This is a genomic window from Szabonella alba (assembly GCF_016765775.1).
Lineage (GTDB): Bacteria > Pseudomonadota > Alphaproteobacteria > Rhodobacterales > Rhodobacteraceae > Szabonella > Szabonella alba.
In genome coordinates, this window is the sequence record NZ_JAESVN010000001.1 from 195809 (window position 1) to 209007 (window position 13199).

A 13199-nucleotide genomic window follows, 5' to 3' on the forward strand; every position below is an offset into this window, starting at 1 on the left:
GTTCCGTGCTATTCGCTGGCGCTTTCCGACGGGCCTGCCAGAGAATCATCCGGGGCGCGCGCGGGGGCGGCAATGGTCTGCCGTTCCGGCCCGGCACGCATCGCGGTCATGGACAGGCCCGGATTCCGGTTCTAGGCTCTGTCACAGATTGCGCAGGTTGCAGAAGGATCCCGCCATGCCGCTTCCCCTTGCGCCCATCGCGCTTTACGCGATCAAAGGCGGCGCGATTGCCGCAACGATCTGGGCCGCGCGGCGCGGCCTGCGCGCCATTGCCCATCCGGGCCGCACCGATCAGCGCGCCGAAGAGGCGCTGGACGGGCTGGACGACGGGCTTGCCCATCACCGCCCCCGCGACCGGGCCGAGGACGGCCAGCGCAATCTTGCAGGCCGCCTTCGCCGCACCCTTCGCTGGGGTCCTGAACCGGGGCAGGGGCTTGAGCTGGACGCGGCCTTTCTGGCACGGCTGCGTCTGCGCCGCATCTGAACCGCCGCCTTCTTTCGGTTCGCCGCCTTTCCGGGCAGGGCCGCAGACCCCATCCTTGCCGCGGCAGACCCCGTGGCCCGCTTTTCGGAATTTCCCTGCCATAAAGGACTGACCATGCGCCTCTACCATTCCGCCACTTCGCCCTATGTCCGCAAGATCGAGGTTCTGCTGGCCGAGGCCGGCAAGACCGACGCGGTCGAACGCATCGCCGCAGGCGGCACGCCGGTCGATCCGGGCACCCAGCCGCTGGCCCTTAACCCCTTGGGCAAGATCCCGGTTCTGGAACGCCCCGAGGGCGCCTCACTCTATGACAGCCGCGTCATCACCCGCTATCTGGACGATCATTTCAAGGCCGGGCTTTATCCGGCGGCCCCCCGGCTTTGGGATGTGCTGGCGCTGGAGGCAACGGCCGACGGCATTCTGGATGCGGCGATTCTGATGGTCTACGAATCCCGCGTGCGCCCCGAGGACAAGCGCTTCGATCCTTGGGTCGAGGGGCAATGGGCCAAGATCGACCGCGCGCTGGATGCGATTGAGGCCCGCTGGATGAGCCATCTGCACGGGTCGCTGGACATGGGCCAGATCGCTGTGGGCTGCGCGCTTGGCTATCTCGATTTTCGTCATGCCGCGCGCACCTGGCGTGAGGGCCGTCCGGCCCTTGCGGCCTGGGAACAGAAATTTGCGGCGCGTGACAGCATGGCCCGCAGCGCGCCCCCGGCCTGAGCGGCCCCAAGCGCCGCCTTTCAGGGCGCCCGCCCCGTCCCCCCCCCGCCCCGTCCTTGCAGGACAGGCCAGAGGCCCCGCCCCAGCCATGGCGCGGGGCCTTGTGCTGCGCCGGGGCCAAGGGGGCGATCCGGCGAATCGGGACATGCGCGCAACGATCTGCAAGAAAGCCGCAATCTGCGCGCCTTTGTCCGCTGGACGCCACGGCACAAGGCGGCTAAACACCCGTCCATAAGGCGGCAGTTTCCTGCGGCCTCGTCAGGTTTTGGGCCGCCATCGTGCGGTTTCGGAAGGGAGAAGACCAGTGTCCCACGCAGACGAACACGCAGGCACCCGGAGGGATTTCCTCTATTACGCAACCGGCGGCGCAGGTGTCGTCGCGGCCGGTGCGGCGGTCTGGCCGCTTGTCAACCAGATGAACCCCTCGGCGGATGTGCAGGCGCTGGCCTCGATCTTCGTCGATGTCAGCACGGTTGAACCGGGCACGCAGATGACGGTGAAATATCTGGGCAAGCCGGTTTTCATCCGCCGCCGCACGCAGGAAGAAATCGACGCAGGCCGCGCCGATGACGATGCCGCGAATATTCTGGACCCGATGTCGCAGAACCCGAATAAGCCCGGATCCAGCGCCGATGACGCCAACCGCACGCTGGACGAGGCGGGCGAATGGCTGGTCATGGTCGGCGTCTGCACCCATCTGGGCTGCGTTCCGATCGGCGACGGCGCCGGAGAATTCGGCGGCTGGTTCTGCCCCTGTCACGGGTCGCATTACGACACGGCAGGCCGCATCCGCAGAGGGCCCGCGCCAGAGAACCTCTGGATTCCGGTTGCGGAATTCGCTGATGAATCAACGATCAAGCTCGGGTAAGGACAAAACATGGCCGGTATTCCGCACGACCATTACGAACCCAAAACGGGCGCCGAGAAATGGCTCCACAAGCGCCTGCCGATTGTCGGGCTGCTTTATGACACCCTGATGATTCCCACGCCCAAGAACCTGAACTGGATGTGGATCTGGGGCATCGTGCTGACCTTCTGTCTGGCGATGCAGATCATCACCGGCATCGTGCTGGTGATGCATTACACGCCGCATGTCGACATGGCCTTCGCATCGGTCGAACATATCATGCGCAACGTGAATGGCGGCCATATGCTGCGCTACCTGCATCAGAACGGCGCTTCGCTGTTCTTCATTGCGGTCTATCTGCACATCTTCCGGGGTCTCTATTACGGCTCCTACAAGGCGCCGCGTGAGGTGACCTGGATCATCGGCATGATCATCTATCTTCTGATGATGGCGACGGCCTTCATGGGCTATGTGCTGCCCTGGGGTCAGATGTCGTTCTGGGGTGCCACGGTCATCACCGGCCTGTTCGGCGCGATCCCCGGCATCGGTCCGGTCATTCAGGAATGGCTGCTGGGCGGGCCTGCGGTGGACAATGCCACGCTGAACCGCTTCTTCAGCCTGCATTACCTGCTGCCCTTCGTGATTGCGGCGCTGGTCGCGGTGCATATCTGGGCCTTCCACCACACCGGCAACAACAACCCGACCGGGGTTGAGGTGCGCCGCACCTCGAAGGCCGAGTCGGAAAAGGACACGCTGCCCTTCTGGCCCTATTTCGTCATCAAGGACCTGTTCGCGCTGGCCGTGATCCTGCTGGTGTTCTTCGCCATCGTCGGCTTCATGCCGAACTATCTGGGCCACCCGGACAACTATATCGAGGCGAACGCGCTGGCGACGCCCGCGCATATCGTGCCGGAATGGTATTTCCTGCCGTTCTACGCGATCCTGCGCGCCTTCACCGCCGATGTCTGGGTGGTGCAGCTGGTGCAGTTCCTCAGCTTCGGGATCATCGACGCCAAGTTCTTCGGCGTGCTGGCGATGTTCGGTGCAATCGCGGTGATGGCGCTGGCGCCCTGGCTGGACACCTCGTCGGTGCGCTCGGGCCGGTATCGTCCGATGTTCAAATGGTGGTTCGCGCTGCTTTGCGTCGACTTCATGGTGCTGATGTGGGTCGGCGCGATGCCTGCCGAATCCCCCTATGACTGGATTTCGCTGATCGCTTCGGCCTATTGGTTCGCCTATTTCCTCGTGATCCTGCCGCTTCTGGGCGTGATCGAGAAACCGCTGCCGCAACCGGCAACGATCGAGGATGACTTCAAGGCGCATTACCCCGACACGAACCCGGCAGAGTGACAGAAAAGGACGAATGAGGATGTTTCGCAAAATTGCACTCAGCGCCATTTCTGCCCTCGCCCTGACGGGCGGGGCTGCGATGGCGGCCGGTCCTGCCGGTGAGATCACCGACAAGGCCTTCAGCTTCGAAGGGCCCTTCGGCAGCTTCGACCGCAACCAGCTTCAGCGCGGGTTGCAGGTCTATACCGAGGTCTGTTCGGCCTGCCACGGCCTCAGATATGTGCCGATCCGTACCCTGTCGGATCCGGGCGGGCCGGAAATTCCGGCCGATCAGGTCCGCGCCTATGCGGCGATGCTGAACCCGGTTATCGACGCGGAAACCGGTGAGGATCGCGACCGTCTTGCGACCGACCATTTCCCGGTGTCGGGCATGGCAACCGCCCCGGACCTGAGCCTGATGGCCAAGGCGCGCGCCGGGTTCCATGGACCCTACGGGCTGGGGATCAACCAGCTGTTCAAGGGGATCGGCGGGCCGGAATATATCTACTCGCTGCTGACCGGCTATACCGGTGAGGAGAAAGAAGAAGCAGGGTCCATCTTCTACGCGAACACCGCCTTCCCGGGCGGCTGGATCGCGATGGGCCCGCCGCTTTCCGATGGGCAGGTCACCTATGCCGATGGCACCGAAGCGACGGTCAGCCAGATGTCCGAGGATATGTCGGCCTTCCTGATGTGGACGGCGGAACCCAAGATGATGGCGCGCAAGCAGGTCGGCCTGACAGCGGTGATCTTTCTGGCGGTGTTTTCGGCCCTGCTCTATCTGACCAACAAGCGGATCTGGGCGCGTGCGAAAGGCTACAAGGTCGAGGCCTGATTGATCTGTGACTTTCTGAACCATGACAAAACCCCGCCCGTTTCACCGGGCGGGGTTTTTCAGTCTTCGGGCTCTGGCTCGGTCCAGATCAGGCGGTAGCGCTCCAGTTCTTCCGGCAGCAGGACATAGATCGCCTCGGGCGGGGTGGCGAGCGCATGGCGCATCACTGCCGGGTCAATGCCCAGGTCAAGGAAAAGCTCCATCACCCGGGCCTGACCGCGCTGGATATCCTCGGCAGCGATGAAGGCCGGCAGGATGGTGCTGGCTCCGAAATAGTGCTGATGCAGGCCGACCTGCGCCTCGGGGTCGACGCTGCGGTTCACCCCGCCCGCAAGGATATAAGGGCAGGCCGAAAGGCAGATATCCCCCGCTTCCATCACACTGTCCAGATCCGCCTCACGGATCTGTCGTGCGATGCTCAGCGCCTCTTCCACAGCACCCCCGGGGGAATTGAGCCTGACCGTCGCAAGCCCGCCTTCCGCCATCAGCCATTCCTCGAACCGCCGCGAATCGCCCTCGGCAATGCCACCGGTCAGCAGCAGCACATCGCCCTCACGCAGGAAGGTCAGGCGCTCGGGCATGTCGCCAGTGCTGCGGAAGGGGCGGTCGGGATTGCCCTCACGCGACGGCGCCAGCGGCATGTTGCCCGGACGGTAGCGCCGGGTCTGGTCGCCCGGGCGCACCGGCACGTCAAAGGCCGGTTCATTGGCAGGCGACAGCAGGCGGGGCAGGGTGGGCAGCAGATCACTGCCCGCCATCACCGTGGCCAGACCGATCTGCGCCAGCAGCAGACCCGCCAGCACGCCGCGCGTGGACAGGCTGCGCCTCATCGGCTGGCGGGGCCGTAAGCCGGGCCGATGGGCTTCACCTCGGCAAGGGAGGGGGGCTGCGGTACCCCTTCGGGCACGTCAGGGGCGGGTGGATCGGACGGGGCTGCTGCGGGCGGTTCCCGCTCCAGCGCGCCCTCGACCTCCCGCACGGCTTGCATTGCGGCGCGCAGTTCGGCCAGCGTCATCGTGTCCTCGATCCCGATGCGGGACTTGCCCGACCGGATCGCCGCCTGCGTGATCGCCATCATGAAGACCAGAACCGCCGGAAGCAGGTCGATGGCAATGGCCCCCGCCCAGCTTGGCACGAAGTTCGCGGCATAAAGGATCACGGCATCGGCCGTGGAAATCGGCGTATAGGTCGTGTCGGCGGGGGGCGTCATCGCCATCACCCCCTCGGCCGCCAGCCGCAATGTATCGGCCCGCTGGGCCAGCAGGCCAAGGACGGAGGTGATCGTGCTTTGCTGGTTGCCCCGCGCCTCACCGGTGCGGCCGTCCAGTTCGGGCAGGATGACCGATTCCGCCAGATCTTGCGCGGCGCGGGAAACAAGCGGCGCCACCGACAACTGGCGCAACTGCGTGATGATGCCCGCCAGCCGCACCGCCTCCTCGGAAAAGGCCACGCTGCGCGTCTCGACCGGGCCGGGTTCGACGGTCAGGGTGCGCATCCGCGACAGGATCGAATTGCCCTCGGCAAAGGCCGCGTTGACCAGCGGCTGCTGCGTGGCAATCTGCGCCTCAAGGCCGGCCAGTTCATCCGATTTCTGGCGCAGGACGCGGAACACCGCCCCACGCCCGGCAAGGCCCGACAGATCACCGGTCGCCTCTTGCTCGCTCAGATCCTGAAAGCTTTGCCGCACCCGGGCGACATCCAGTTCCAGCCCCTGCGCGGAAACCGCGATTGTATGCGCGCGCTCCAGCGAGGTCTGATAATCCTGCACGGTACGCGCCAAATGCTGTTCCACCGCTGCGGTGCCCGCCAATGCCGCCGCGTTCAGCCAGCTGGACATCGCGATAATGGCCAGCGATCCAAGCGCCATCGACAAAAGCAGCCCGATCCGCGCACCCATCGTGCGCACGGCGGGCAGAAGCCGCATCATATAGGTCCAGAATACAAAGATCCCGACCGACACGGCGATGGAATAGGACAGGGCCGCAAAGAACGAAAGCGCCCCGGTCTGATCCAGCAGCGACGAGACCCCCAGATAGGTATAGATCCCCGAGGCCGTGGCCAGAACGCCAAGCGCGGGCCCGGTGATATTGTCCAGCCATGTGACATGGCCTTCCAGTTCCTTGGCATAGCGCAGCCCTTGCGTCTCTGCCGTGGTCAGCCGTTCGCTTGTGCGGTCCATCGTCCGTTCCGTCCCCGTTTCAGAACGCCCAGCTTGCGCAACCCGGCGCGCTTGGCAATGGTCTGGCGCGCTGCCTGTCCGGAATGTGACCGGCAGGGAGAGGGCGAATGCCCTTGCGGTTGTGACTATGGGCGCTATGGTTTGCCTTACCTCGGGGTGCCCGGCAGCGGGCTGAGATGCGGAGCGATCCGTGAACCCGTTGAACCTGAACCGGATCATACCGGCGGAGGGAAGGTGAATGGTTCGTGCCATCCCGACTCCGCCCGTCGCAGATGGAGAGATGACATGAAACATCCGTTCCTTGCGCTGGGTCTTGCGGCTGCTACCGCGATGGTGGCACCCGAAACCCGCGCCGATGACAAGCCCGTGCTGACTGTGCTGGCCTATGACAGCTTCACCTCGGAATGGGGGCCGGGACCGGCCATCGAGACCGCGTTCGAGGCGGTCTGCGGCTGCGATCTGCGCATCATCGGCGCAGGTGATGGTGCCGCATTGCTGGCCCGTGTGCAGCTTGAAGGCCCGCGGTCCGAGGCCTCGGTCGTGCTGGGGCTGGATACCAACCTGACGGCGGCGGCGGCACAAAGCGGGCTGTTCGCGCCGCATGGCATCACGGATCTGCCGCATGATCTGCCGGTGGAGTTCGACGACCCGCTGTTCCGGCCCTTTGACTGGGGCTGGTTCGCCTTTGTCCATGACCGCAACCGCCTGCCCGAGGCACCGGGAAGTTTCGAGGAACTGGCCGCCTCGGATCTGAAAGTGGTTATTCAGGACCCGCGATCCTCGACCCCCGGGCTGGGATTGCTGATGTGGGTCAAGGCCGCTTACGGCGACCGCGCACCCGAAATCTGGCAGGCGCTGGCCGACAATATCCTGTCTGTGACGCCGGGCTGGTCGGAAAGCTATGCGATGTTCCTTGAGGGGGAGGCGGATATGGTTCTGTCCTACACCACCTCGCCAGCCTATCACCTGATTGCGGAAGGCGATGACAGCAAATCCGCCGCTGCCTTTGCCGAAGGGCATTACCTTCAGATCGAACTGGCGGGCAAGCTGGCCGCAGCGCCCGAGCCGGAACTGGCCGACCGCTTCCTGCGCTTCATGGCCAGCGATGAGTTCCAGAAGATCCTGCCGACGACCAACTGGATGTATCCCGCCCATATGCCGGATGAGGGGCTGCCCGACGGGTTTGACTGGATGATTCGCCCCGAGACCTCGCTGCTGCTGCCCGCCGATGACGCGGCGGCGCTGCGGGCGGATGCGCTGGCCGAATGGCAGGCCGCGCTGTCACGCTGATCGCGGCGGCGCTGGCGGCGGCAATCCTGCTGCTGCTGGCGGCCCCGCTGCTTGCCCTGGGCCTGCGGCTCGGGGCGTTCTCGCTTGGCCCGGCTGATCTGGCCGCGATCCGCTTTACCGTCACGCAGGCGGCGCTGTCGGCGCTGGTTTCGGTGCTGCTGGCGGTGCCGGTGGCCCGCGCGCTGGCGCGGCGGCGGTTCCGGGGGCGTGAGACGCTGGTGACATTGCTGGGCGCACCCTTTCTGCTGCCCACGATCGTGGCGGTTCTGGGCCTGATCGCGGTCTTTGGCCGGGCGGGCTGGTTCAGCCAGATCCTTGCGCTGGCGGGCCTGCCGCCCGTGCCGCTTTACGGGCTGCAAGGGGTTGTTCTGGCGCATGTGTTCTTCAACCTGCCGCTGGCGGTGCGGCTGCTGCTGCAGGGCTGGCAGGCGATCCCGGCGGAACGGTTCCGCCTTGCTGCATCCTTGGGGTTCGGCGCGCGCGATCTGTTCCGCCATATCGAATGGCCGATGTTGCGCGCGGTGCTGCCGGGGGCGGCGCTGGTGATTTTCACCATCTGCCTGTCCAGTTTCGCGGTGGCGCTGACGATGGGGGGCGGGCCTTCGGCCACGACGGTTGAGCTGGCGATCTATCAGGCGCTGCGGTTTGAGTTTGACCTGCCCGCCGCCGCGCGGCTGGCGCTGGTGCAGTTCCTGCTTTGCGCGGCGGCCTTTGCCCTTGCAGGCCGGATTGCGCGGCCCGAAGGTTTCGGCGCCGGTCTGGGCCGGACCGGGGCGCCGCCTGCGCCCGGCGGGATTGTCCGTGTGCTGGACGCGGTCGTGATCCTGCTGGCGGCGGGATTTCTGCTTTTGCCGCTGGCGGCGGTGCTGCTGCGGGGCCTGCCGGGGCTGGCCAGCCTGCCGCCACAGGTCTGGCAGGCGGCGCTGCGATCCATCGTGGTCGCGCTGTGCAGCACCGCACTGACCATGGCTGTCGCGCTGCCACTCGCGCTGGCTGCCGCGCGACCGGGCCGGGTCTGGCCCGGGCTGGCCGCCACGCTGCCGCTCGCCTCCTCCTCACTGGTGCTGGGGACGGGGCTGTTCCTGATCGCGCTGCCGCTGGTCCGGCCCGCCGATCTGGCGCTGCCGGTGACGATGCTGGTCAATGCACTGCTGGCGTTGCCTTTCGCCTTTCGCATCCTTGCCGCCGATGCAAGGCGGCTGGACGAGGATCACGCCCGCCTTGCGCGGTCGCTGGACATGCCGGGGCTGGCGCGGCTGCGCTATCTGATCCTGCCGCGTCTGGCCCGTCCTGCGGGCTTTGCCGCCGGGATTGCCGCCGCCTTTTCGATGGGGGATCTGGGCGTTATCGCCCTGTTCGCGACAGAACGGGAACTGACGCTGCCCCTGATGGTTCAGCAGTTGATGGGGTCTTTCCGCACGCAGACGGCGGCCTCGGCGGCGTTGTTGCTGGTGGTGCTCAGCTTCGGGCTGTTCTGGATCTTTGACAGATGGGGGCGGCACCATGCTGCGGCTTGAAGGGCTGGACCTGCGGCAGGGCACCTTCGGGCTGCGCGCGGAATGGGATCTGCAGGCGGGCGCGCGACTGGCGGTGATCGGTCCTTCGGGCGGGGGGAAATCGACGCTGCTGTCGGCACTGGCGGGGTTTCTGGCCCCTGAAGCGGGCCGCATTCTGTGGCACGGGCAGGACATCACCGCGTTGGCGCCGGGCAAGCGGCCGGTGACGATGCTGTTTCAGGATCAGAACCTGTTTCCGCATCTGACCATCGCACAGAATGTCGGGCTGGGCCTCAACCCGTCGCTGCGTCTGACCGCCGCCGATCACGCGCGGACCGAGGGCGCGCTGGAACGGACCGGCCTTGCCGGACTGGGCGGGCGGCGCCCCGCACAGCTTTCGGGCGGGCAGCAGGGCCGCGCGGCGCTGGCAAGGGCGATCCTGCGCGACCGGCCCTTGCTGCTGCTGGATGAACCTTTCGCCGCCCTTGGCCCGGCGCTGAAATCCGAGATGCTGACCCTGCTGGAGGAGATCACCGTCAGGGCGGGCACCACCGTGTTGATGGTGACCCATGACCCAAGGGATGCGCGCCGTTTCGCCCCGCTGACCAGTCTTGTCGCTGACGGGTTGGCGCATCCGCCACAGCCGACGGCCACCCTGCTGGACGATCCCCGGCCCGCGCTGGCCGCCTATCTGGGCAAGGGCTGAACGCGACCTTCCCCGGCTCTTAGGCGATCCGCGCCACCGCCTGCCAGCATGCGGGGGCGTGCAGCGACAGGTCCTTGCCCCGCCGGTCCCGGCCCCGCCCGGTCACTCCGGACCGATCCCTGCGGCGCAGATTCGCCGGAAAGCGGATGTTCCGGACCGCCTGATCTTGACCCGGACAGGGTGGCGCATGATGTTGAAGGGAACAGTTGTCGAACAAAAGGCCCGTCCCATGCCCCGCTCCGCCTGTGTTCCCGTCTCTTCCGCTGCGCCCTTGCTGGCGCCCTTTCTGGCTTTGGCTCTTATCGGCCTCCCGGCGACCGCGCGCGCCGATCTGACCGCCGATCAGGTCTGGCAGAACTGGCAGGATCTGGCTGCGGTCTCGGGTCAGACGCTTCGACCCGGTCAGACCAGCCGCGAAGGCGGGGATCTGATCCTGTCCGATGTGGCCATCTCTGTGATCAGTCCCGAGGCCAGCGCCTCGGGCGTGATCCCCCGGATCGAGATGCGCGAGACCGGGAATGGCAGCGTGACCGTCACCCTGTCGGACCGCTACGCGATGCAGCTTGACCTGACACCCGAGGCGGGCAAGCGCGTGTCCACAACGCTGGAGATCGACCAGACCGGCGCCACACTGATCGCAAGCGGGGAGCCGGCGGAAATTTCGTATGAATTCCTTGCCGACGATCTGGAAATTGCCGGGCGGGATCTGGTGATCGACGGTGAGCCGAACCCGACAGAATGGACCATGGTCCTTGCGGGGTTCCGTCAGGGGTATGATGTGACACCCGGCGATCCGATGAAGGTTGCCTCAAGCTCGGCCACGCAGAGCATGGAACTGTCGGTCCGATCGCCCGAAATTCCCGGCGAGGGCGGACCCTATGCGCTCGATCTGCATCTGGACGGTCTTGATGGCACGGCGAATGCGACCCTGCCGGTGCTGCCCGATCCACAAAATGCGACGCCAGGTGCCTTCACGGCGGCGGGTGGCGCGGTGTCCTTTGAAATGACCCATCAGGGGGCAAGCCTTGTCATGGGCGGGACCGACCGTGACGGGCAAAGATCCGAATACAGGGTTGAAACCGATTCTGGCCATATCCGCAACGCGCTGGATGCCCGCCGCATGACCTATGATCTGGGGATCGGGCAAAGCACGATCCGCATGGACGACGCCCGGTTTGCCGCTGTGGGCGGAGGGGAGCCGCTGCCCCCGATCACCCTGACGCTGGAGAATGCGGGGCTGCAATTCGACCTGCCCGCCGCCAGCACGGACAGCGCCGAGGATTTCGCCCTTGCCTTGCGGGTGGAGGGCCTTGCCCCCCCGGATGAGCTGTGGGCGATGGTCGATCCCGAAGAGACCCTGCCGCGCGACCCGGCGACAGTGGTGCTGGATTTGGGCGGACGGATGCGGACCCTTGCCGATCCGCTGGACCCGGAGGCCATGGCCGCAGTCGAAGGCCCGCCGGCGGAATTTGAACAACTGGATATCCGCGAATTGCGGCTGGGCCTTGCCGGGGCCGAACTGACCGCCAATGGCGGCATGACCTTTGACAACAGCCAGCCGCCGATGCTGGGCGGGCTGGCGCCCGTGCCGCAGGGCAACCTGTCGCTGTCGCTGACCGGGGCCACTGCCCTGATGGGCAAGCTGATGGAACTGGGACTGCTGGACCCCTCGGCCGCAATCGGCTTTGGCATGGCCACCGCCATGTATGCCCGCCCCGGTGAGGGGGAGGACAGTTTCGTGACCGAAATCGAATCACGCCCCGATGGGGTGTTTGCCAATGGCGTGCCGCTGCCCTTCGGCCCCTGAAGGGCGCGGCGGCGGCTTTGAATACCGCCTCCCCGGCTTGCAGAGCCGGGCGTGACCGATTACCTGCTGACCGAACCGGCGGGAGAATGGACATGACCGATACGCTTGAGCGACTGACCGAAAGCCTGCTGCGCGCGGCGCGGCAGGCCGGGGCGGATGCGGCGGATGCCATGGCGGTCGAGGGGCAGTCGGTTTCCATTGATATCCGTGCGGGCAAGCTGGAACAGGCCGAGCGCGCCGAGGGGCTGGAACTGGGTCTGCGGGTGCTGGTCGGCCAGCGGCAGGCCTGTGTCTCGGTCTCGGACAGGTCCGACCGGACCATCACCGAAATGGCCGAACGGGCCGTCGCCATGGCGCGTGAGGCGCCCGAAGACCCCTATGCCGGGCTGGCCGCATCCGATCAGTTGATCCGCAACTGGGATATCGCAGCGCTGGAACTGGCCGATCCGGCGGCCGATCCCGATGCCGCACAGCTTGAGGCCGATGCGCGGGAGGCCGAGTCGGGCGCGATGACCCGGGCCGGGATCACGCAGGTCGAGGCCTCGGCCAGCCATGCGCGCCGCCAGGTCCATCTGGCCGCCAGCAACGGTTTTGCGGGGGGCTATGCCCGCACATCGCGGTCGGTTTCCGCCGTGGCCTTCACCGGCAACGGCACCGGAATGGAGCGCGACTGGGCCGCCGAAGGGCGCATCCATTCCGCCGATCTGCCCGAGGCGTCGGGCGTGGGCGCGCTGGCGGCGGAACGGGCGCTGGCGCGGGCCGGGGCGCGCAGGCCCCGCACCGGCAGCTTTCCGGTGCTTTATGATGAACGCATCGCCTCATCCTTGATCGGGCATCTGCTGTCGGCGGTGAACGGGGCGACGGTGGCGCGCGGGTCCGGCTGGCTGCGCGATGCGCTGGGCCAGCAGGTGCTGCCTGCCGGATTTACGGTGATCGAGGATCCGCTGCGCCCCCGGGTTTCCGGCTCGCGTCCCTTTGATGCGGAAGGGTTGGCGACGGCCAGACGGCTGATCGTGGCGGATGGCGTCCTGCAGGGCTGGACGCTGGATCTTGCCACGGCGCGCAAGCTGGGCATGAGTTCGACCGCTTCGGCGGCGCGGGGAACGTCGTCGCCACCTTCGCCCGCCACCTCGAATATCGACCTGACACCGGGCGGGCAAAGCCGCGCGGATCTGATCGCGGCGATGGGAACGGGCCTGCTGGTGACGGGGCTGATCGGATCGACCATCAACCCGAACACCGGGGATTATTCGCGCGGGGCCTCGGGCTTCTGGGTGGAAGGTGGTGAAATCGCCTATCCGGTCAATGAATGCACCATCGCGGGCAATCTGCGCCAGATGCTGCTGCGGATCACGGCGGCCGATGATGCGCGGGCGCATTTGTCAACGCGGGTTCCGTCGCTGCTGGTCGAGGGGATGACGCTTGCCGGGGCGTGAGGCGGCAGCGGATGTTTCCGCCTTCGCGCCGGCGCGCGGGCCTGATGCGGGGGCCGATCTTGGCTTG

General features: G+C 66.5%; 12 protein-coding genes and 1 riboswitch. Of the genes, 10 read left to right on the plus strand and 2 right to left on the minus strand.

Annotated features, from left to right (window positions below; all coding sequences use genetic code 11):
- The first annotated feature begins 175 nt into the window (after positions 1 to 175).
- The 5 genes from JL811_RS00900 (at position 176) to JL811_RS00920 (ending at position 4218) form a co-directional block, all read left to right on the plus strand.
- Positions 176 to 484, plus strand: coding sequence for a CXC family chemokine (locus JL811_RS00900; protein WP_202686338.1), 309 nt, complete (start codon positions 176 to 178; stop codon positions 482 to 484).
- Positions 485 to 598: 114 nt separating this feature from the next.
- On the plus strand, positions 599 to 1207 hold the full coding sequence (locus JL811_RS00905) for a glutathione S-transferase (protein WP_202686339.1): 609 nt from the start codon (positions 599 to 601) through the stop codon (positions 1205 to 1207).
- A gap of 304 nt (positions 1208 to 1511) precedes the next feature.
- Positions 1512 to 2075 (plus strand): ubiquinol-cytochrome c reductase iron-sulfur subunit, encoded by a 564-nt coding sequence (gene petA / locus JL811_RS00910; RefSeq protein ID WP_202686340.1) that lies wholly within the window; start codon positions 1512 to 1514, stop codon positions 2073 to 2075.
- Between the two features lie 9 nt (positions 2076 to 2084).
- The gene (gene petB, locus JL811_RS00915; RefSeq protein WP_202686341.1) at positions 2085 to 3404 is read left to right on the plus strand and encodes a cytochrome b; all 1320 of its coding nucleotides are present in this window, start codon (positions 2085 to 2087) and stop codon (positions 3402 to 3404) included.
- 19 nt (positions 3405 to 3423) lie between these two features.
- Complete coding sequence (locus tag JL811_RS00920) at positions 3424 to 4218, plus strand: cytochrome c1 (protein WP_202686342.1); 795 nt, start codon at positions 3424 to 3426, stop codon at positions 4216 to 4218.
- 59 nt (positions 4219 to 4277) lie between these two features.
- Here JL811_RS00920 and JL811_RS00925 read toward each other — a convergent pair whose 3' ends face one another.
- Positions 4278 to 5048: a COG3904 family protein gene (locus JL811_RS00925; RefSeq protein ID WP_202686343.1), complete on the minus strand. Its 771-nt coding sequence runs from the start codon at positions 5046 to 5048 to the stop codon at positions 4278 to 4280.
- The gene (locus JL811_RS00930) at positions 5045 to 6397 is read right to left on the minus strand and encodes a hypothetical protein (RefSeq protein ID WP_202686344.1); all 1353 of its coding nucleotides are present in this window, start codon (positions 6395 to 6397) and stop codon (positions 5045 to 5047) included. Before JL811_RS00930 ends, JL811_RS00925 begins: the two co-directional genes overlap by 4 nt.
- A gap of 142 nt (positions 6398 to 6539) precedes the next feature.
- Positions 6540 to 6646, plus strand: a riboswitch (TPP riboswitch).
- 36 nt (positions 6647 to 6682) lie between these two features.
- On the opposite strand from JL811_RS00930, the gene thiB reads away from it, so the two are divergent.
- The 5 genes from thiB to JL811_RS00955 all read left to right on the plus strand — a co-directional run bounded on the left by thiB (position 6683) and on the right by JL811_RS00955 (position 13132).
- Positions 6683 to 7687, plus strand: a complete 1005-nt coding sequence (thiB, locus tag JL811_RS00935) for a thiamine ABC transporter substrate binding subunit (RefSeq protein WP_202686345.1) — start codon at positions 6683 to 6685, stop codon at positions 7685 to 7687.
- Positions 7663 to 9204, plus strand: coding sequence for an ABC transporter permease subunit (locus JL811_RS00940; protein WP_202686346.1), 1542 nt, complete (start codon positions 7663 to 7665; stop codon positions 9202 to 9204). The genes thiB and JL811_RS00940 overlap by 25 nt, the downstream gene beginning before the upstream one ends.
- Entirely contained in the window at positions 9191 to 9889 is a 699-nt protein-coding gene (locus JL811_RS00945; RefSeq protein WP_202686347.1) for a thiamine ABC transporter ATP-binding protein, read from the plus strand. Before JL811_RS00940 ends, JL811_RS00945 begins: the two co-directional genes overlap by 14 nt.
- A 229-nt stretch (positions 9890 to 10118) precedes the next feature.
- Positions 10119 to 11696 (plus strand): DUF2125 domain-containing protein, encoded by a 1578-nt coding sequence (locus tag JL811_RS00950; protein ID WP_202686348.1) that lies wholly within the window; start codon positions 10119 to 10121, stop codon positions 11694 to 11696.
- Positions 11697 to 11788: 92 nt separating this feature from the next.
- A complete protein-coding gene (locus JL811_RS00955; RefSeq protein WP_202686349.1) occupies positions 11789 to 13132 on the plus strand; it encodes a TldD/PmbA family protein in 1344 nt (447 codons plus the stop codon).
- The last annotated feature ends 67 nt before the right edge of the window (positions 13133 to 13199 follow it).

What these genes read in the sequence shown, in the direction of transcription:
- thiB (WP_202686345.1), top strand. Translation starts at nt 6,683, where the DNA reads ATGAAACATCCGTTCCTTGCGCTGGGTCTTGCGGCTGCTACCGCGATG.
- JL811_RS00950 (WP_202686348.1), top strand. Translation starts at nt 10,119, where the DNA reads ATGCCCCGCTCCGCCTGTGTTCCCGTCTCTTCCGCTGCGCCCTTGCTG.
- JL811_RS00930 (WP_202686344.1), bottom strand. Translation starts at nt 6,397, where the DNA reads ATGGACCGCACAAGCGAACGGCTGACCACGGCAGAGACGCAAGGGCTG.
- JL811_RS00940 (WP_202686346.1), top strand. Translation starts at nt 7,663, where the DNA reads ATGGCAGGCCGCGCTGTCACGCTGATCGCGGCGGCGCTGGCGGCGGCA.
- JL811_RS00925 (WP_202686343.1), bottom strand. Translation starts at nt 5,048, where the DNA reads ATGAGGCGCAGCCTGTCCACGCGCGGCGTGCTGGCGGGTCTGCTGCTG.
- petB (WP_202686341.1), top strand. Translation starts at nt 2,085, where the DNA reads ATGGCCGGTATTCCGCACGACCATTACGAACCCAAAACGGGCGCCGAG.
- JL811_RS00955 (WP_202686349.1), top strand. Translation starts at nt 11,789, where the DNA reads ATGACCGATACGCTTGAGCGACTGACCGAAAGCCTGCTGCGCGCGGCG.
- JL811_RS00945 (WP_202686347.1), top strand. Translation starts at nt 9,191, where the DNA reads ATGCTGCGGCTTGAAGGGCTGGACCTGCGGCAGGGCACCTTCGGGCTG.
- JL811_RS00905 (WP_202686339.1), top strand. Translation starts at nt 599, where the DNA reads ATGCGCCTCTACCATTCCGCCACTTCGCCCTATGTCCGCAAGATCGAG.
- JL811_RS00900 (WP_202686338.1), top strand. Translation starts at nt 176, where the DNA reads ATGCCGCTTCCCCTTGCGCCCATCGCGCTTTACGCGATCAAAGGCGGC.
- JL811_RS00920 (WP_202686342.1), top strand. Translation starts at nt 3,424, where the DNA reads ATGTTTCGCAAAATTGCACTCAGCGCCATTTCTGCCCTCGCCCTGACG.